17 protein-coding genes are annotated in these 19,089 nt (G+C 72.8%); 6 read left to right on the top strand and 11 right to left on the bottom strand.

Annotated features, from left to right (window positions below; genetic code table 11):
* The first annotated feature begins 55 nt into the window (after positions 1 to 55).
* The gene (locus tag AB0K18_RS19810; RefSeq protein ID WP_364915877.1) at positions 56 to 814 is read left to right on the top strand and encodes an SDR family oxidoreductase; all 759 of its coding nucleotides are present in this window, start codon (positions 56 to 58) and stop codon (positions 812 to 814) included.
* Positions 815 to 824: 10 nt separating this feature from the next.
* Here the strand turns inward: AB0K18_RS19810 and AB0K18_RS19805 are convergent, their stop codons facing one another.
* Both AB0K18_RS19805 and AB0K18_RS19800 read right to left on the bottom strand, forming a co-directional pair.
* Positions 825 to 1,202 carry a hypothetical protein gene (locus AB0K18_RS19805; RefSeq protein ID WP_364915874.1) on the bottom strand — a complete coding sequence of 126 codons (378 nt, stop codon included), beginning with the start codon at positions 1,200 to 1,202 and terminating at the stop codon, positions 825 to 827.
* A 287-nt stretch (positions 1,203 to 1,489) separates the two neighbouring features.
* Complete coding sequence (locus AB0K18_RS19800; RefSeq protein ID WP_364915872.1) at positions 1,490 to 2,485, bottom strand: helix-turn-helix domain-containing protein; 996 nt, start codon at positions 2,483 to 2,485, stop codon at positions 1,490 to 1,492.
* A gap of 197 nt (positions 2,486 to 2,682) precedes the next feature.
* Between AB0K18_RS19800 and AB0K18_RS19795 the strand changes: the two genes are divergently transcribed.
* The 5 genes from AB0K18_RS19795 (at position 2,683) to AB0K18_RS19775 (ending at position 10,471) form a co-directional block, all read left to right on the top strand.
* On the top strand, positions 2,683 to 5,064 hold the full coding sequence (locus tag AB0K18_RS19795; protein WP_364915869.1) for an FAD-dependent oxidoreductase: 2,382 nt from the start codon (positions 2,683 to 2,685) through the stop codon (positions 5,062 to 5,064).
* A complete protein-coding gene (locus AB0K18_RS19790; RefSeq protein ID WP_364915867.1) occupies positions 5,061 to 6,263 on the top strand; it encodes a sarcosine oxidase subunit beta family protein in 1,203 nt (400 codons plus the stop codon). The genes AB0K18_RS19795 and AB0K18_RS19790 overlap by 4 nt, the downstream gene beginning before the upstream one ends.
* Positions 6,263 to 6,505 carry a sarcosine oxidase subunit delta gene (locus AB0K18_RS19785; protein ID WP_364915866.1) on the top strand — a complete coding sequence of 81 codons (243 nt, stop codon included), beginning with the start codon at positions 6,263 to 6,265 and terminating at the stop codon, positions 6,503 to 6,505. The genes AB0K18_RS19790 and AB0K18_RS19785 overlap by 1 nt, the downstream gene beginning before the upstream one ends.
* Positions 6,502 to 9,738 carry a 2Fe-2S iron-sulfur cluster-binding protein gene (locus AB0K18_RS19780; RefSeq protein WP_364915863.1) on the top strand — a complete coding sequence of 1,079 codons (3,237 nt, stop codon included), beginning with the start codon at positions 6,502 to 6,504 and terminating at the stop codon, positions 9,736 to 9,738. The genes AB0K18_RS19785 and AB0K18_RS19780 overlap by 4 nt, the downstream gene beginning before the upstream one ends.
* 61 nt (positions 9,739 to 9,799) lie before the next feature.
* Entirely contained in the window at positions 9,800 to 10,471 is a 672-nt protein-coding gene (locus AB0K18_RS19775; protein ID WP_364915861.1) for an HNH endonuclease family protein, read from the top strand.
* Between the two features lie 60 nt (positions 10,472 to 10,531).
* On the opposite strand, the gene AB0K18_RS19770 is transcribed toward AB0K18_RS19775, so the two are convergent.
* The 9 genes from AB0K18_RS19770 to AB0K18_RS19730 all read right to left on the bottom strand — a co-directional run bounded on the left by AB0K18_RS19770 (position 10,532) and on the right by AB0K18_RS19730 (position 19,089).
* Positions 10,532 to 10,882 (bottom strand): PepSY domain-containing protein, encoded by a 351-nt coding sequence (locus tag AB0K18_RS19770; RefSeq protein ID WP_364915858.1) that lies wholly within the window; start codon positions 10,880 to 10,882, stop codon positions 10,532 to 10,534.
* A gap of 67 nt (positions 10,883 to 10,949) precedes the next feature.
* Positions 10,950 to 12,188 carry a HAMP domain-containing sensor histidine kinase gene (locus AB0K18_RS19765; protein ID WP_364915855.1) on the bottom strand — a complete coding sequence of 413 codons (1,239 nt, stop codon included), beginning with the start codon at positions 12,186 to 12,188 and terminating at the stop codon, positions 10,950 to 10,952.
* A complete protein-coding gene (locus AB0K18_RS19760) occupies positions 12,185 to 12,862 on the bottom strand; it encodes a response regulator transcription factor (RefSeq protein ID WP_364557919.1) in 678 nt (225 codons plus the stop codon). The genes AB0K18_RS19765 and AB0K18_RS19760 overlap by 4 nt, the downstream gene beginning before the upstream one ends.
* A 382-nt stretch (positions 12,863 to 13,244) precedes the next feature.
* Positions 13,245 to 14,129, bottom strand: coding sequence for a hypothetical protein (locus AB0K18_RS19755; protein ID WP_364915852.1), 885 nt, complete (start codon positions 14,127 to 14,129; stop codon positions 13,245 to 13,247).
* Between the two features lie 77 nt (positions 14,130 to 14,206).
* Positions 14,207 to 16,108 carry a hypothetical protein gene (locus tag AB0K18_RS19750; RefSeq protein ID WP_364915849.1) on the bottom strand — a complete coding sequence of 634 codons (1,902 nt, stop codon included), beginning with the start codon at positions 16,106 to 16,108 and terminating at the stop codon, positions 14,207 to 14,209.
* A 60-nt stretch (positions 16,109 to 16,168) separates the two neighbouring features.
* A complete protein-coding gene (locus AB0K18_RS19745; RefSeq protein ID WP_345398997.1) occupies positions 16,169 to 16,381 on the bottom strand; it encodes a DUF2277 domain-containing protein in 213 nt (70 codons plus the stop codon).
* Between the two features lie 3 nt (positions 16,382 to 16,384).
* Positions 16,385 to 17,125: an IclR family transcriptional regulator gene (locus tag AB0K18_RS19740; protein WP_364915846.1), complete on the bottom strand. Its 741-nt coding sequence runs from the start codon at positions 17,123 to 17,125 to the stop codon at positions 16,385 to 16,387.
* An 18-nt stretch (positions 17,126 to 17,143) separates the two neighbouring features.
* Positions 17,144 to 17,890, bottom strand: coding sequence for an IclR family transcriptional regulator (locus tag AB0K18_RS19735; protein WP_364915843.1), 747 nt, complete (start codon positions 17,888 to 17,890; stop codon positions 17,144 to 17,146).
* Positions 17,887 to 19,089, bottom strand: a complete 1,203-nt coding sequence (locus tag AB0K18_RS19730; RefSeq protein WP_364915840.1) for a heterodisulfide reductase-related iron-sulfur binding cluster — start codon at positions 19,087 to 19,089, stop codon at positions 17,887 to 17,889. The genes AB0K18_RS19735 and AB0K18_RS19730 overlap by 4 nt, the downstream gene beginning before the upstream one ends.

Raw genomic sequence — 19,089 nt, 5'->3', positions numbered from 1 at the left:
GGGCTTACAACTGGGCTTTCAACCGGGCTCTGGATCGGGCGGAGGGCGGTCAACGGTGCTGGAGCGGTTCCGGCTCGACGGCAAGGTGGCGATCGTCACGGGTGCGTCCGCGGGCCTCGGCGTCGCCTTCGCCCGTGGTCTCGCGGAGGCCGGCGCCGACGTGGTGATCGCCGCGCGCCGCGCCGATCGTCTCGCCGAGACCCGGCGGCTGGTCGAGGAGACCGGCCGCCGGTGCCTGGCCGTCCCGACCGACGTGTCCAAGCCGGACGACTGCGACGCGCTGGTGGCCGCCGCCGTCGAGGGCATGGGCTCGGTCGACGTGCTCATCAACAACGCGGGGGTCGGCACCGCCGTGCCCGCGCTGCGCGAGACGCCCGAGGAGTTCCGCCAGGTCATCGACATCAACCTGCACGGCACCTACTGGATGGCGCAGGCGTGCGCGCGGGTGATGCGGCCGGGCTCGTCGATCGTCAACATCGGCAGCGTCCTCGGCGAGACCACCGCCGGCCTGCCCCAGGCCGCCTACAGCGCCTCGAAGGCCGGCGTCGTGGGCCTGACCCGCGACCTGGCCCAGCAGTGGACCGGCCGCCGCGGCATCCGGGTCAACTGCCTGGAGCCCGGCTTCTTCGCCTCGGAGATGACCGGGCAGTACAAACCGGGCTACCTGGAACGCATGACGGAGTCCCGCGTCATCATGGGCCGAGCCGGCGACCCCGCCGAACTGGTGGCGGCCGCCGTCTTCCTGGCCGCCGACGCCTCGTCGTACATCACCGGAGCCACCCTCCCCGTGGACGGCGGCCTCCTCATCACCTAGCGCGCTGCGCTCAGGCGCTGACCTTCAGCTGATGGACGCGCTGCTTCGACAGGCCCATGAGGCGCGCCGTGTCAGGCTCCGACCAGTGACTCGTCAACGCCTTGGCGGTCTTGGCGGCCAGTTCGGCGGCGCGCTTGGCATGCGCCTCGGCCAGCTCCTTTTCGCGATGGTAGTCGCGCACCATGACGGCCAGGTCCTCGGGCAGGTCGAAGACGAAATCCACCCCTGGGGTGTCATCAGGCCATGCCCAGCCGTGCACTTCCATCAGGTCGCGCTCGAGCTGGGACAGGGAGCCGGCCACACCCACGCCTTCGGTCTCGCCGGTGGGGCAGCGCGAGACCCAGCGCTCGTTCTCGTAGGTGACGACGTACGTGATCGGCTTGCTCATCAGCTCATCCTTTCCATGACCACTTTCAAGCGCTTCAAGGCCTCGCGAAAGAGCTCAGGATCGCGTTCCGGGTTGGCCGGGATAACGATCGGGACCGAGATGATGCCCCCTTGATCACCCGAAGTGCGCACATGTCGCCCCTCAAGTGGTAGAGCCAGTCGGCGGTAGCTCCTGCAGCGGTCACGATCGCCGCGACCTCGGCCAGCTGACGCATGTGGGGAGGGAGATCCTCGGACAGGTGAAGAGTCTAGCCCTCTAGTAGTTGTTCTCCTAGTCGGATAGGAGGATCACGGGTCCTTGGGGAGGAGGTTGTGCTGGGCGGCCAGGTAGCCGGCGTGGAAGCGGGTGCGGGCGCCCAGGCGTTCGGCGAGCATTTGGACGCGGCGTTGCACCGTGCGGGGGCTGAGGCCCAGCTGGCGGGCTATGGCGTCGTCCTTCAGGCCGGCCGCCAGCAAGGCCAATACCTCCGTGTCCGGGGGTGAGGGCCAGGATTCTGGTTCGAGGCCGTCGGCCGCGATGCGGAGCGGGACGGCCGCGCGCCACAGGGTTTCGAAGAGGCCCACCAGGGCGTCCAGCAGGGCGGACGGGTGGACGACCAGGGCGCTTTCCACGGCTTTGTCGGTGTCGGAGACCAGCGGGAGGATGGCGGTCCGGGCGTCGGCGACGGCGAGCTTGACGGGCACCGAGCCGAGCCTGGCCTGCTCGCCGCCCGCGACGGCGCGGCGGGTGTGGTCGAGCATGCCGGGCTGCTCGAAGGCGAGCGGGCTGTAGATGCCGCGTGTCACGGGGGCGCCGCCGCGGGCGGCGCGGCGGAGGTTCTCCTGGTCGTCGCTGACGTCCACCGCGTACGGCGGATGCACCAGCACCAGCAGCTCCCTGGTGGCGTTGCGTTCGAGCTGGAGGTAGCGCCGCGCGACGGCGTCGCGCCCCGTCACCACCTCGAGCACCTCCTCGGGATGCGGCCCGCCGCGCTCGGCGACCTCGGTGGCCAGCAGCGCGGCGGCGGCCCTGCTGTGGGTGAGCTCCTCCTGGCGGCGCGCGACGAGGATGTCGATGGCGATGGTCGGCGGCGTCGCGACGAGGCGGAGCGGGCGGCCGGCGACGCGCGAGATGAGGCCGAGGTCCTCCAGCCTGGGCAGCATGCGGCGGATGGCGGCGGCGGACGAGCCGGTCTCGGTGGCCAGCTCGTTCAGCGTGGCGGGACCGTGCCGCAGCAGGGCGCGGTAGGCCGTCTCCTCGGCCGCCGTGACGCCGAGCCCGTCCAGTAAGCGCCGCTGCGCCATGGTGCCGTGACGCCCCCTCCCGTGCGATGATCCGAGGTCAGCGTACTGGTACGCCGCCCCGCTCGATCTCCCCACGCGGGCACAGTCCGGATGCGGCCGTTGTGCACCGAAGTGACTCTTGTTCCGGCGGTCCCTGGAATCTATGGTCGTTGCGTAGTGCGGTGCGTGTTGCGTCATAAGGAACAACCGGAGGCACCATGAGCCGACCGCGTACGGTGATCGTGGGAGCGGGCATCGTCGGCTGCGCCCTCGCCGACGAGCTCACCGAGCGGGGGTGGACGGACGTCACCGTGGTCGACCAGGGCCCGCTCTTCGCCGCGGGCGGCTCCAGTTCCCACGCCCCCGGCCTGGTCTTCCAGACCAACCCGTCGAAGACGATGACCGAGTTCGCCGCCTACACGGTCAGGAAGTACACCGCGCTCGGGGCGGACTGCTTCCGCCAGGTCGGCGGCCTGGAGCTGGCCACCACCCCCGAGCGCTGGACCGACCTGCACCGCAAGCTCGGCTGGGCCGAGTCGTGGGGCGTCGAGGGGCGGCTGCTCGACCCCGGCGAGTGCGCGGAGCTGTGGCCGCTGCTTGACAAGGACAAGGTGCTCGGCGGCTTCCACGTGCCCTCCGACGGGCTCGCGACGGCGGTCGCGTGCGGCGAGCGGCAGGCGGCCCGGGCCACCGAGCGCGGCGCCAGGTTCCTGGGCGGGCACACGGTCGTGGGCATCGACCAGCGCGGCGGCCGGGTGACCGGCGTCGCCGTCGTGGTCGAGGGCGAGCACCGGACGATCCCCGCCGACGTGGTGGTGTGCGCCGCGGGCTTCTGGGGGCCGACGGTCGGCGCGATGGCCGGGCTGAGCGTGCCGCTGCTGCCGCTGGCCCACCAGTACGCGAAGTCGGGCCCCCTCGGCGTCCTGCGCCCTGGCCCGATCCTCCGCCACCAGGACCGCGACCTCTACTTCCGGCAGCACGGCGACCGCATCGGCATCGGCTCCTACGCCCACCGCCCGATGCCGGTCACCCAGGACGAGATCGGCTCGCGGTCCACCACGATGCCGTCGGTGCAGGCGTTCACCGAGGAGGACTTCGACCCCGCCTGGCGCGACGCCGTCGAGCTGCTGCCGGCCCTGGCCGAGTCCAAGTACGAGGACGGCATCAACGGCGTCTTCTCCTTCACCCCCGACGGTTTCCCGCTGATCGGCGAGGCCCCGCACCTCGACGGGTTCTGGCTGGCCGAGGCCGTCTGGGTGACCCACTCGGCCGGCGTCGCGCGGGCGGTGGCCGAGGTACTGGTGAACGGGCGCTCCGAGGTCGATCTGCACGAGTGCGAGCTGGGCAGGTTCGAGCGGGCGCAGCTGTCGCCGGCGTTCGTCGAGGAGCGCGGCAAGCAGAACTTCGTCGAGGTGTACGACGTCATCCACCCCCTCCAGCCGATGGAGTCGCCGCGCCCGCTGCGGACGAGCCCGTTCTACCCGCGGCAGCGGGAGCTGGGCGCGGTCTTCCTGGAGGCGGCGGGGTGGGAGCGGCCGCACTGGTTCGCGTCCAACGAGGACCTGCCCAGGGCGGCCACCGGCGCCGAGCTGCGGGACGCGTGGGCGAGCCGCTACTGGTCGCCGATCGCGGCAGGGGAGTCGCTGGCCACCAGGGAGGGCGTCGCCCTGTACGACATGACGCCGCTCAAGCGCATCGAGGTCAGCGGTCCTGGCTCGGCGGCGTTCCTGCAGCGCCTGACCACGAACAACGTGGACAGGAAGCCCGGCTCCGTCACGTACACGCTGCTGCTCGACGCCAAGGGCGGCATCCGCTCCGACCTCACCGTGGCCAGGCTCGACGAGCACACCTTCCAGGTCGGCGCCAACGGCAACCTGGACCTCGAATGGCTGACCAGGCACGCGCCGGGCGGCGTACGCGTGCGTGACCTGACGCCGGGCACCTGCTGCGTCGGTGTGTGGGGGCCGCGCGCCAGGGAGCTGGTGCAGCCGCTGACCGACATGGACCTCTCACACGAGGGCCTGCGTTACTTCGGCTGCCGCCAGGGCCACATCGGGCACGTACCGGTGCTGGCGCTGCGCGTGTCGTACGTGGGGGAGCTGGGCTGGGAGCTCTACACCAGCGCCGACATGGGGCTGAAGCTCTGGGACACGCTGTGGGCGCCGGGCCTCGCGGTGGCGGGGGGCCGGGCCGCGTTCAACAGCCTGCGGCTGGAGAAGGGCTACCGGCTGTGGGGGGTGGACATGACGACCGAGCACACCCCGTACGAGGCGGGGCTGGGGTTCGCGGTCAAGACGGACAAGGAGTTCATCGGCCGCGACGCGCTCGCCACCGACGTCACCCGCAAGCTGGTGCCGCTGCTCAGCGCCGAGGTCGTCATGGGCAGGGAGCCGGTCAGGCACGACGGCCGCACGGTCGGCTACGTCACCAGCGCCGCCTACGGCCACACGATCGAGCGTCCCATCGCCTACGCCTGGCTGCCCGCGGAGCTGGCCCACCCCGGGACACAGGTGGAAATTTCCTACTTCGGCCGCCGCGTCCCCGCGGAGGTCGCCGCCGAGCCCCTGTACGACCCCGGGATGGAGAAGATCCGGCGTTGACCCACCCCGACTTCCTCTGGCGCAACCCCGACCCCAAACCCGCCTACGACGTCGTCATCGTCGGCGGCGGCGGCCACGGCCTGGCCACCGCGTACTACCTGGCCAGGAACCACGGCCTGACGAACGTCGCCGTCCTGGAGCGCGGCTGGCTGGCCGGCGGCAACATGGCGCGCAACACCACGATCATCCGCTCCAACTACCTGTGGGACGAGAGCGCCGCCATCTACGAGCACTCGCTCAAGCTGTGGGAGGGGCTGAGCGCGGAGCTGGACTACGACCTGCAGTTCAGCCAGCGCGGCGTGCTCAACCTCGCGCACAACCAGGGCGACGTCCGCGAGGGCCGGCGCCGGGTCAACGCCAACCGGCTCAACGGCGTGGACGCCGAATGGCTCGACCCCGACGAGGTCAAGAAGTTCTGCCCGGTCATCAACGTGTCCCGGCGGGCCCGCTACCCCGTCATGGGGGCCACGCTGCAGCGGCGCGGCGGCATCGCCAAGCACGACCACGTGGCCTGGGCGCTGGCCCGCAAGGCGGACGCGTACGGCGTGGACCTGATCCAGGGCTGCGAGGTCACCGGGTTCGAGATCACCGGCGGCCGGGTCGTCGGCGTGGAGACCTCGCGCGGCAGGATCGCCGCGGGCAAGGTCGCGCTGGCCGCCGCCGGGCACACCTCGGTGCTCGCCGCGCGGGCCGGGCTGCGGCTGCCGCTGCAGTCGCATCCGCTCCAGGCGCTCGTGTCGGAGCTGCTGGAGCCGGTGCTCGACTGCGTGGTGATGTCGAACGCGGTGCACGTGTACGTCAGCCAGGCCCACAAGGGCGAGCTGGTCATGGGGGCGGGGATCGACGCGTACAACTCGTACGGGCAGCGCGGCGGCGTCCACGTGATCGAGGCGCAGATGGCGGCGGCCCTGGAGCTGTTCCCCGTCTTCAGCCGGGTCCGCGTGCTGCGCACCTGGGCCGGCATCGTGGACGTCTCACCCGACGCCTCCCCGATCATCGGCCGCACGCCCGTCGACGGCCTGTACGTCAACGCCGGCTGGGGCACCGGCGGTTTCAAGGCCACCCCCGGCTCCGGCTGGGTCTACGCCGACACGCTCGCCAACGACCGCCCGCACCCGCTGGCGGAGCCGTTCGCGCTGGAGAGGTTCACCACGGGGGCGCTCATCGACGAGCACGGCGCGGCGGCGGTGGCGCACTGATGCTGCTCATCGACTGCCCGCACTGCGGCCCCCGCGACGAGACCGAGTTCCACTACGGCGGCCAGGCCGGCGTCGCCTACCCGGCCGGTGAGACCTCCGACGCCGAGTGGGCCGGCTACGTCTTCTTCCGCGACAACCCCAAGGGCTGGTTCCGGGAGCGCTGGTTCCACGTGCACGGCTGCCGGACCTGGTTCGACGTCGAGCGGCACACCGTCACCCACGAGATCAGGAAGCCCTCATGAGATTCACGTTCGACGGCCGCCCGCTGCGGGGCGAGCCGGGTGACACGCTGGCCGCCGCCCTGCTGCGCAACGGCGTACGGGTGGTGGGCCGCAGCGTGACCCTCGGCCGGCCGCGCGGCGTCTTCACCGCCGGACCCGAGGAGCCGAACGCGCTCGTCCGCGTCGGCCCCGACCCCATGCTGGCCGCCACCACGGTCGAGCTGTACGACGGCCTGGAGGCGTGGAGCCTGCGCGGCAAGGGCCGGGTGGACCCGCACGCCGTGGACGAACGCCGCTGCGACAAGGGCTACCTGCACTGCGACGTGCTCGTGGTGGGCGGCGGTCCCGCCGGGCTCGCCGCCGCGAGCGCCGCGGGACGGCTGGGCGCGCGGGTGATCCTGGTGGACGACCAGCCGCGGCTCGGCGGCGACCTGCTCAACGGGCGGCTGCTGCTCGACGGCGCGCCCGCGCTCGACTGGGTGGCGGGGCTCGACCTGCCGGGCCGGGTGCTCACGCGGACGACCGCCGTCGGTTACTACGACCACAACTACGTGGTGGCGGTCGAGCGGCGGGCGCGCGGTGAGCGGTTGTGGCACATCAGGGCCCGCCGGGTGGTGCTGGCCACGGGCGCGCACGAGCGCTCGGTCGCCTTCCCCGGCAACGACCGTCCCGGGGTGATGCTCGCCTCGGCGGCCCGCGCCTACGCCAACCGGTACGGGGTCGCGCCCTGGCGGCGGGCGGTCGTCTTCGCCTGCGCAGACTCCGGCCACGAGGCGGCGGCCGACCTGGCGGCGGCCGGGGTGGAGGTCGTCGAGGTCGTCGATCCCCGCCGCGACGGGCAGGTGGTGACCGGCACGACCGGCGACGCGGAAGGCGTGCTCAATGGTGTGCTGATCGGCTCCCGGCACGTCGAGGCGGACCTGCTGGCCGTGGCCGGCGGCTGGAACCCGGCCGTGCACCTGTTCAGCCAGTCGCAGGGGCGGGTCAGGTTCGACGAGGAGCTGCAGGCGTTCGTGCCGGGCACGTCCGCGCAGGCCGAGCGTTCGGCGGGGGCGTGCAGGGGCCTGTACGGCACCCGCGACGCCATCGCCGACGGCCACGCCGCGGGCACGCAAGCCGCGGAACTGGCGCTCGCCGGCAGCCGCGCCGACGGCGCGAGCGGGTTCGGCGCGAGCCGGACCGAGGCGCGCGGGCAGGACTCGGGCGGGCAGGACGCGGGCGGGCAGGACGCGGGCGGGCAGGACGCGGGCGGGCACGGCACGGGCGGGCGGGGCGGCCGTGCGGAGTTGCGAGTTCCTGAGTGCGACGAGCGGCCGAGCGCGCCGCCGGCCGCGCTGTGGCTGGTCGAGGGCGACGGCGGCGAGCCGGCGTTCGCGGACCTGCACCGCGACGTGACCGTGGCCGACCTCGCCAGGGCCACCGGCACCGGCATGCGCTCGGTCGAGCACGTCAAGCGCTACACCACCGCGGGCACCGGCGCCGACCAGGGCAAGACGTCGGGCGCGGTCGTGGTGGGCGTCATGTCGGCACTGCTGGGCAGCGCGCCGGGGCAGGTGGGGACGACCACGTTCCGCCCGCCGTACACGCCGGTGTCGTTCGCCACGCTGGCCGGACGCGACAGGGGCGAGCTGTCCGACCCGGTCAGGACCACCGCCATGCACGACGCGCACGTGGCGCGCGGCGCCGTGTTCGAGGACGTCGGCCAGTGGAAGCGCCCCTGGTACTTCCCCCAGGACGGCGAGTCCATGGAGGACGCCGTGCGGCGCGAGTGCCGGGCGGCCCGCACGGACGTGGCCGCCATGGACGCCTCCACCCTCGGCAAGATCGACATCAGGGGCGCGGACGCCGGGACGTTCCTCGACCGCGTCTACACCAACATGTACTCGACCCTTCCGGTCGGCGCCTGCCGCTACGGGCTGATGTGCCGGGCCGACGGCATGGTGTTCGACGACGGCACCACGACCAGGCTCGCCGACGACCGCTACCTGATGACCACGACGACGGGCAACGCCGCCGCGGTCTTCGACTGGCTGGCGGAGTGGCACCAGACGGAGTGGCCTGACCTCGACGTGTCGTTCACCTCGGTCACCGACCATTGGGCGACGGTCGCCGTGGTCGGGCCGCATGCCAGGCGGGTGCTCGCGGACGTCGCGCCGGAGGCCGTGGACCTGGCGTTCATGCGGTACGCGGCCGTCGACGTGCTGGGCGTGCCGGGGCGGGTGTTCAGGATCAGCTTCTCCGGCGAGCTGGCGTACGAGGTGAACGTGCCGTGGGCGTACGGGCGGGCGCTGTGGGAGGCGGTGCTGGAGCTGGGGGCGGTGCCGTACGGGACCGAGACCATGCACGTGCTGCGCGCCGAGAAGGGCTTCGCGATCGTCGGCCAGGAGACCGACGGCACGGTCACCCCGCAGGACCTCGGCATGTCGTGGATCGTCTCCAAGCGCAAGCCCGACTTCGTCGGCAAGCGCTCGCACGCCAGGCCCGACACCGCGCGGCGGGACCGCAAGCGCCTGATCGGCCTGCTGCCCGACGACCCCGCCGCGCGGGTGGACGAGGGCGCGCAGCTCGTGGCGGCCGGGCGTGCGCCGGACGGCGTGGTGCCGATGCTCGGCCACGTCACCTCCAGCTATCACAGTGAGGCGCTGGGCCGTACCTTCTGCCTGGCGCTGGCCAGGGAGGCGGCGCCGGGCGACCGGCTGACGGCGGTGTCAGGGGGCGCGGCGCTGCCCGTGACGGTCGTGGAGCCGGTCTTCTACGACCCCGGCAACGCCCGCCGCGACGGCGAGCCGCTGCCGGCCGGCACGGTCACGCCGCTGACCGAGCCGCAGGCGGAGAGCCCGGCCGCCGCCTTCGCCGCGCGCTTCGCGGCGGCGGGCGGGGAGCGGGTGCGGCTGCGGGAGGTGGCGTTCGAGCCGATGTGGGAGGTCAGGGGCGCGAACCCGGGGACGGGGCTGCGGCTGGGGCCGTCCTGGTGGCTCGTGGCGGGGGACGCGACGCCGGGGCCCGCCTGGGTGGACGTGTCGGGGCAGCGTACGGTGCTGGAGCTGGCGGGCCCGGCGGCCGATGAGGTGCTGATCACCGGCTGCCCGATCGACCTGCACCCGTCGGCCTTCCCCGGGCACGCCCAGACCCTGCTGGGCAAGGCGCCGGTCATCCTGGAACGGCGGGCGCCCGACACGTACCGGATCTACGTGAGATCGTCTTTCGCCCGGTATCTGGCCGAGTGGCTGCTCGATGCCGTAGAGGCGTTATAACGACATACCGGGGAATTACCTAGACTTTACGAGGTTTTTAGGCGAAGTCTGGGGAGCAAGCGTGCGCGTACGGGCGTTCATGGCCGGCCTGGCCACGGTGACGATGCTGGCCGGGTGCGGCGGACTGGAGGCCCGGTCGAGCGGCGGGGTCTCGGACGCGAAGCCCGATTCCGCCGCGGTCGCCGACGCGAAGAAGAAGCTCGGCGAGCTGGAGGTCAAGGGCCGCGCGCCCAAGACCGGCTTCGACCGCGACAAGTTCGGCCCGGCCTGGTCCGACGTCGACCGCAACGGCTGCGACACCCGTAACGACATCCTCAAGCGCGACATGGAGGACGAGACGTTCAAGTCGGGCACCCACGACTGCATCGTGCTGACCGGCACCCTGGAGGACCCCTACAGCGGCAAGACCATCACGTTCAAGCGCGGCCAGACCACCAGCAGCGCCGTCCAGATCGACCACCTGGTGCCGCTGTCGGACGCCTGGCAGAAGGGCGCCCAGCAGTGGTCGGCGACCAAGCGCAAGGAGTTCGCGAACGACCCGCTGAACCTGCTCGCCGTGGACGGCCCGCTGAACGGCCAGAAGAGCGACTCCGACGCCGCCACCTGGCTGCCGCCGCGCAAGGCGTACCGGTGCGCCTACATCGCCCGCCAGATCGACGTGAAGGCCAAGTACGGGGTCTGGGTGACCTCCGCGGAGAAGGATGCCATGAAGGGCATCCTGGACTCCTGCTGACCGCATGAGCGCGCCGGCCCACCGTGGGGGTGAGCCGGCGCCACAGGAAGGTGCGGAGAATCAGTCGTCGTCGTCGTTGTCGTCCCGGTCGTCGTTGTTGTTGTCCACCTCGGACTTGGCGACCTTGCCCGAGGCGGCGTCCACCTTCACCTCGTGCCGCTGGGAGCCCTTGACCAGCTCCAGCTCCCAGACGTCGGCGGCGGTGCCGTTGCGGTCGAAGTCGAGCTCGCTGACCCAGGCGCCCGGCACCTGCTGGTGCGCGATCTCGATGGCCCGCTCGGCGGTGACCTTGGGGGCGGCGGGCGCGGCGGCCTCGGCAGCGGTCGCGGCGGTGGCGTACGCCGCGCCACCGCACGCGATCAGGGAGACGACACCGGCACCGGCCACGAGAAGCTTCTTTGTGATTCGCATGCCCCTACGAAACCGCGACCCCCGGTAACCGCGCGCTAAACGATGGTTAAGGCGGTGAGAAGACGCTTCAGGGGGCGCCGAGGAGGAGGTCGACGCGGGCGCCGCCGCGGTCCCCGGTGGCGACGGTCAGGCCGCCGCCCGTCGACTCCGCGGTGCGGCGGGCGATGTCGAGGCCCAGGCCCGTCGAGCCGGCGCCGCTGATGCCGCGCTCAAGGAGGGCCGGTCCGAAGCCGGGGCCGGTGTCCTCGACGGTGAGCAGGGCGCCGGGCCGGTGCGGACGCAGCCGTACGGACATCGCGACGCCCTCAGGGGTGTGGGCGAAGACGTTGCCGAGCAGGGCGTCCACGCACGCGGCCAGCTCCTCGGCGCCCACCGCCACCTCCAGGGCGCCGTCCGGCAGCGTGACCGTGACCTCGCGTCCCTGGTCCTCGGCCAGCACCGACCAGAAGCGCACCCGCTCGCCCACCACGGCCGTCGCGTCGCACGACTCGCGGCCGGCGGTGCGGCGGCGGGCCTCGGTGATGACGGCGCTCACCGCGCGCTCCAGCGCGTCCACGCGGGCCTGGACGCGGGCCGCCTCCTCCGGGTCGCGCAGCGACTCGGCGTCCAGCCGCAGGCCCGTCAGGGGCGTGCGGAGCCGGTGCGACAGGTCGGCCACGGACTCCCGCTCGGCGGCCAGCAGCTCGTCGATGCGTCCGGCGAGGTGGTTGAGCGCGAGCGCGACCGAGCGCACCTCGGGCGGCCCGCCCGGCTCGGCCCGCGCGGTCAGGTCGCCGCCCGCGAGCCGGTGGGAGACCCTGGCCAGGCCGTCCACGGGCCGGGTGACGGCCAGGGCCAGCCGGTCCGCCAGCACGATGCCGAGCACCACCAGACCGAGCCCGATCAGCAGCAGCGCCAGCCACGCCTCGCGCACGCCGCGCCCCAGCTCGTCGTCCGGCACGAACACCCTGATCACCGCCGTCCCGCCGGGCGACTGCGCCGAGACCAGCACCTCCCTGCCGCCGGGCGCGGCGGCGGTGACGCTGCGGCCGGTCGCGGCCAGGCGGACGGCGTCGGAGCGGCGGGCCGGCGAGCCGACGGTGGTGCCGTCGGGCAGGAACACGGTCACGGGACGCGACACCTGCTCGACCGTCAGCGGCAGATCGGGCGTGCCCACGGCGACGGCGACTGACTCGGCGGCGGCGGTGGCCCTGCTCATCGCGCCGTTCTCGGCCACGGCGCGGATCAGCAGCGCCATCGGCACCAGCAGCGCGATGAGCACGAGCGAGGTGGTGGCCGCGACGAGCAGCGCCAGCCAGCGCCTCACGACGGCTCGACCAGCTTGACGCCGACGCCGCGCACGGTGTGCAGGTAGCGCGGCTCGGCCGCGGTCTCGCCCAGCTTCCTGCGCAGCCACGACAGGTGCACGTCCACGGTCTTGTCGGCGCCCCCGTACGGCAGCTGCCACACCTCGGTCAGCAGCTCCCGCTTGGTCACCACCTCGCCGGGCCGGGCCGCGAGGTAGTGCAGCACGTCGAACTCGCGCGGCGTCAGGTCGAGCGGCGTGCCGTCGAGCGTCGCCGTACGGGCCCGCGGATCGACTCGCAGCGCGCCCACCGCCAGCGGTTCGGGGGCGGAGCCGCCCGCGCGCCGCAGCACGGCCCGCACCCGGGCGTCGAGCTGCGCCGCGCTGTACGGCTTGACCACGTAGTCGTCGGCGCCCGCGTCGAGCACGGGCACCATCTCGGCGTCGCCGTCGCGGGCGGTGGCCACGATGACCGGCACCCGGCTGACCGCCCGCAGCATGCGCAGCAGCTCCACGCCGTCGAGGTCGGGCAGCCCGAGGTCGAGCACGATCAGGTCGGGCCGGTCCTGGACGGCCAAGCGCAGCCCGTCCATGGCGGTGGGGGAGGAGGAGACGGCATGGCCGAGCTCCCGCAGCCCCCGGCTCAGCGCCGTACGGATCGCCACGTCGTCCTCGATGAGCAGGATGTCGGCCATACGAAGAACGTAGACGCTTTCCTGCCCTGCCTTGAGCAGCCTTAGCGTCGCCTTAACCTGGCGTTAGCCGGACAGGGGAGAACCTGATCGGGATGAAGAGACTAGTCGCGGCCTGGGCCGCCACCGCGATCGCCGCCACCGGCGCGGCCGTGGCGGTGCTCGGCCTGCTCGGCAACGGACTGACCGGCTCCGACAGCCACGTGCTCGGCCCCGAGGAGGTGCGCGCGGAGCTGGCCACTGCCACCACCCGCAGCGCCGCCACCCCTGCCCCCGCGGCGACGCAGACCGGGCAGAGCCGGCTGATCCGCAGCGCGGGCGGCACGGTGATCGCCTCCTGCGACGGCGGCCTGGTCACGCTGCGCTCGTGGAGCCCGGCCCAGGACTACAAGGTGGACGGCGTCGAGCCGGGGCCTGCGGGCGAGGCGAAGGTGGAGTTCGAGCCGGACGAGGGCGAGGAGGTCGAGCTGACCATCGTCTGCTCGGGCGGCGCCCCCGTCGTACGCGAGCACTGATCAGGCCCCTCGCGCCAGCGGTGACCGGACTTGCGCAGGTGCCGGTACTCCAGCACGGCCAGCGTCAGGGACGAGACGACCCCGCAGAGGTTGAGTGTCAGCCACAGCCACAACGGCACGCCCTTGGCGTCGCCCTCGCTCAGCTCCAGACCGGTGACCAGCAGCATGACGGCCGTCGTGCCGACCGGCGCGAGCAGCGGGTGCAGCTCGGCGCTCCACAGCCCGGTGCGCGCCGCCCAGTAGAGCGTGCAGCCCCAGAAGCACCAGAACCAGAGGAAGAGCAGCGGGGACAGCAGGATGAGGAACAACGTCCCCACCCCGGCGTCCGGGAGCGAGATCGCGACGGTGCCGTCGCCGGCCGCCACCAGTAAGGACCAGGTGACGAACGGCAGCACGACGACCGCCACCGCGAGCCCCGCGCGGGCGAGCAGCCGCCGTGCGCCGGGCATGAGCGTGCCGCGCAGGCCGGGCCGGGTCACGAGCAGCAGGACGACGAACGCCAGCGGCGGCAGGAGCAGCGCGATCACGCCGCTCTGCACGACCTTCAGCCCGAGGCTGCCCGAGATGAACACGATGTGCTGGTAGTTCGACGTCGCGATCACGATCATCACCAGGCCGGTCGCCGACCGCCAGAACGCGAGCCGGTCCAGCAGCCGGTCCTTCTTCCCCGTACCGACCTGGGGTTTGAACACCTGTCTGGCGAAGAGCCACGGCAGCAGCACGTTGACGGCGGCACGCCGCTGAGGTGAAAGCACTCGGTCCTCCCATGTCAGAAGCCGGGGAACACGGCCACAGTAGGGAGATCACCTTGCGGGCGGCTTGACCGCCGGTGTCAGGGCGCCTCGGCGCTGAGCGCCGACTTCGTCAGCTCGGCCTGGCGGCGGATCTGTCCCATGACGATGGGGTTGACGCCCTTCGCCTGGAACGTGGCGACCATCGCGTCCATGACGGCGTTCGCCTTGATGAGGTCGCCCTGCCGCGCCTCGGCCCTGGCCAGGCGGCGCATCGCCAGGTTGAGCGTGATGTTGTCGATGCCGCCCGCGCGGACGACCTGGCCGAGGTGCTCGATGCCCTGCTTGGGGTCGGGCGGCCGGACCCGCAGCCCGCCCGGCGTCAGCTCCTTGAACTCCCGCTCGGCGTTGAGCCCCTTGACCAGCCGGGCGTAGACGGCCAGCGGGTGGCCGCCGTGCCGGTTGATGAGCTCGTCCAGCGCCAGGTTGCCGGCGCGCAGCTCGGGCGCGTCGGAGCCGAGCAGCGAGAACAGCTTGCCCTGCTCCTCGCCCAGCATCAGCTCGGCCACCTCGTGGTCGGCGCGGCTCACCGGGAGGCGCACCCTGACCGGGCAGGCGGCGGAGACGATGCGGGAGCCGTCGGCGGCGATGTACTGGGCCCGCACCTGGTACTCGCCCGGCTGCTGGAAGTAGTGCCCGTCGCGGCCGTGCCCGACGTACGCGCTGCGGTACATCCCCGGGTTGCCCGCATCGAGCCTGACGTCGGTCGAGTCGTCCACGCAGTGCCGCATCATCGGCCGGTACAGCACGGTCGAGCCGTCCGGCCGGGTGATCGAGACCTGGGTGAACTCGGTGTCGGGGTGCAGGTGGCCGTGCGTGGTCACGGGCTCGCCCGCGCACGACAGCTTCAGCTCGAGCACGACGGGCTCGCCCAGCTCGAACGACTCCTTGGCGCGCAGCTCCAGCCGTAACCCGGAGTGGTCCTCGACCGGCCGCTCGAAGGGGTCGATCTCGGCGGCGCCCCGGCCGAAGGCGTTCGCGCCCATGGCGACGTCGCGGTAGAACCCGTGCCGCAGGTGCACCAGCTCGGCGTCGGTGAACTGGAAGGGGAAGGCCGCCCAGTACGCGGGCTCGCCACCCGGACGGTAGTTCCACGCGTAGTTCATCCACGACAGGTCACCGAAGCCGCCGTCGGGGCCGAGCGGCTGGGGCGGGCCGGCGAGGTTCTTCTGCCAGGAGTGCAGCAGGTTGAAGGCGTGGCCGAGCTCGTGCACGTACGTGCGCAGCTGCGCCCGCCGCGCCTCCGGCGTGTCCCCTTTGATCGCGTCGTAGAACACCGCGGAGCCCTGCCGCTGGTGCGCGTCGTCGTAGTCGAACATGATGCCCCGGTAGCCGCCGACGTGCTTGCCGGCCACCAGCAGCCACACCCGCCAGGCGGGCGCGTCGCCGAACGCGCCGAAGTGCCGGGTCATCGCGTGGTGCAGCTCGGCGTCGTCCCACGCCAGGTCGGCGCCCGAGCCATCGACCGGGATCACCTCGGGCCCGGTCACCCGCAGCTCCACGCCGGCCTCCGCGTACGCCGCCGCCACCGACAGCTCCCTGTCGGGCGATGCGGCCGGTCCCGGCAGCGTGCCGGTCCGGTACGACGCGAACGGCACGGACTCGACCACGGAGTCCTGTTCGAGCAGCACGCTGCGGAAATAGGGGGAGGCGAACACCACCGGGTACGCCCGCCCCGCCACCACGGCACTGCCCGCCCCGTCGGCGAGCTCGACCCGCACGTCACGGTCGGGCACGCCGAAGGTGAAGTCGCCGCGCCCGTGGATGAGCCCGTCGCGCACGTCGGGGGCGTGCACCACGAACGAGCCCGCGTAGGAGGTGGTCGCGCCCGCCACGGTGAACAGGTCACCGCTCACCCGCCCGGTCGGCCGCGGCCCGTCGACGTCGACGCGGAGCGCCAGCCGCGAGTCGCCGTCCTGTCCCTCGTACAACCCGCTGATCATGGGAGCTCCTGGGATCGCTAAGGGGTCATACCGGGACACTGATCCCGTGCGCAGGACCTGTCAACGGCTCCCGCGGACCTGCAGCGCTCCGAGCAGTTCCTCCGACGCCCTGGTGATCGCCTCGACCGCGCGGTCGAACGCCTCCGCGTTGTGCGCCGCGGGCGCGCGGAAGCCGGAGATCTTCCTGACGTACTGCAGCGCGGCCGCCCGCACGTCCTCCTCTGTCACGCTCTCGGTGTACGGCGGGCGGAGGGTCTTGATGCTTCTACACATGTCTCAACCGTAATAGCCGATGCGCTGGCTGATCTCGTTCGCGCCCGCCACCAGGGTCGCCCCCACCTCGGGCAGCCGGTCCTGCGTCAGCCGGTACGACGGGCCCGACGCGCTGACGGCCGCCACCACGGACTCGTCGGAGCCCCTGATCGGCGCGGCGACGGCGTTGAGCCCCACCTCCAGCTCTTCGACGGCGGTGGCCCAGCCGCGTTCCTTGATCTCCTCCAGCCCCAGCTCGTCGGCCGACGTGATGGTGTTGGGCGTGTAGCGTTCCAGCTCGGCGGGCGGCCGCAGCGCGCCGAAGGCGAGCAGCACCTTGCCGCTGGAGGTCGCGTGCGAGGGGGTGCGCTGGCCGACCCAGTTGTGGCCGCTGATGGCGGCGGGGCCGCGCACCTGGGTGATGTTGACCGCGTCGCCGTTGCGCGGCACCGCCACGCTGACGGTCTCGCCGATCTCCTCGGCCAGGCGCAGGCAGACGGGGCGGCTCTCGCCCGAGAGGTCGAGGCGGGCGGTGGCCGCGCCGGCCAGCCGCACGACGCCGAACCCGAGCCGGTAGCGCCCGCGATCGCCGCTCTGTTCGACGAGCCCGCCCTGTTCGAGGGCCGACAGCAGGCGGAAGGCGGTGGATTTGTGTACGTCCAGCTCGGTCGCCAGGTCCGTGACCCGGCTGGCGCCGTCGCGGGCGAGGATCTCCAAGATCGCGATGGCACGATCGACCGACTGGACCGACGTGCTGTTGCTCATAGCGCAACAGAATATCGTTCAGTCGGCGATCGGTCCCAGCTCGTCACCGAACTGCGATGCGATCTCCCGCATGCCCGCGGCCAGCTCGTCGCGGTCGAGCGCGTCGATCCGCTCGGCGGGGCCCGAGACGGACATGGCCGCGACCACCCGGCTCCCGTCCCGCACCGGCACCGCGAGACAGTGCACGCCCAGCTCCTCCTCGCCCAGGTCGAGCGCGTAGCCCCGGCTGCCGACCGCCTCCAGCTCGGCCTGCATGGCGGGCAGCTCGGTGATCGTGTTGGGCGTGCGGCGCGGCATGCCGGTGCGCTCGAACACCGCCAGCGCCTCCGCCGCCGGCCGCCCGGCCAGCAGCACCTTGCCCACCGCCGTGCTGTGCGGCAGCACCCGCCTGCCCACCTCGGCGAACATCCGCAGCCTGCGCGGCGAAGGCACCTGCGCGACGTAGACGACGAAGTCGCCCTCCAGCACGGCCAGGTTCGCGGTCTCGCCGGACAGCTCGACCATCTTCGTCAGGTACGGCTGCGCCCACACCCCCACCATGCTCTCCGCGATGCCGCCCAGCCGGACCAGCCCGCCGCCGAGCGCGTACCGGCGGTCGGACTCCTGCCGGACGTAGCCGCGCGACAGCAGCGTCTGCAGCAGCCGGTGGATCGTGCCGTACGGCAGGCCCGTACGCGCCGCGATCTCCGACAGCCCCGCCTCGCCCCCGTGCTCGGCCAGCGCCTCCAGCACGTCGAGCGCCCGCTCCACGGACTGGACGCTCACAGCGTGACCCCGCGCAGGGAGGCGTCGAGCACTTCCGCGGTGTGGGCGACCCTGATGTCGGTGCCCGCCCGCTTCATCGCCGCGGCGATCTGCATCGTGCACCCCGGATTGGCCGACACCAGCAGCTCGGCCCCCGTCGTGCGCACCGAGGCCGCCTTCCTGTCGCCGAGGTCGCGCGCGGCCTGCGGCTGCAGCAGGTTGTACGTGCCCGCCGAGCCGCAGCAGATCGCCGACTCGGGGATCTCGCGCACCTCCAGGTCGGGGATGCCGGCCAGCAGCTCGCGCGGCTGCGCCCGCACGCCCTGGGCGTGGGCCAGGTGGCAGGCGTCGTGGTAGGCCACCGTGAGCGGCAGCGGGTGTCGCTTGGCCACCGGGCCCAGCTCGGCCAGATATTCCGACAGGTCCATGACCCGGAACCCCGGCTCGCGACCGAGCAGCTCGGCGTACTCCTTCATGGTGGAGCCGCAGCCCGCCGCGTTGACCACGACCGTGTCCACCCCGGCCCGCTCGAACACCTCCACCGTCCTGCGCGCCAGCCGCCCCGCCTGCCGGTCGAGCCCCGAGTGCACGCTGAGCGCCCCGCAGCAGCCCTGCTCCGGCGGCACCACGACGTCGCAGCCCTCCAGCGCGAGCACCCGCGCGGTGGCCGCGTTGACCTGCGGGAAGAACTCCCGCTGCACGCACCCGGTGAGCATCCCCACCGTGGCGCGGCGCTCGCCCCTGGCCCTGACCAGGCGCGGCAGGCGCTGCCGCCGCTCGACGGGGGGCGCCAGCGCCGCCATGGCGCCCAGGCTCGGGTTCGCCCGGTCGAGGAACGGCGCCAACCGCCTGGCCAGCCCCATCGTCGGGCGCAGCATGCGCAGCCTGCGCGGATAGGGGAACAGGTTGAAGACGATGCCGCGCACGGCGCGCTCCTGCGGCTCGCGTACGTGCTGCCGCTCCACCTCCACCCTGGTCTGCTCGATCAGCCGGTCGTAGCGCACCCCCGAGGGGCACGCCGTCACGCAGGCCATGCAGCCCAGGCAGGCGTCGAAGTGCCCGGCCATCTCGGGCGTGACGGGGGTGCCTTCGACGTGCTGCTTCATCAGGTGGATGCGGCCGCGCGGCGAGTCCATCTCCTCGCCCCACAGCGCGTACGTCGGGCACGCCGGCAGGCAGAACCCGCAGTGCACGCAGTCGTTGATCAGCTCGGGGTCCAC

The organism is Nonomuraea sp. NPDC049421 (assembly GCF_040677005.1).
GTDB classification, from domain to species: Bacteria; Actinomycetota; Actinomycetes; order Streptosporangiales; family Streptosporangiaceae; genus Nonomuraea; species Nonomuraea salmonea.
Note: the sequence above shows the minus strand (reverse complement) of the source record. Positions and strands in the feature narration are given on the sequence as shown.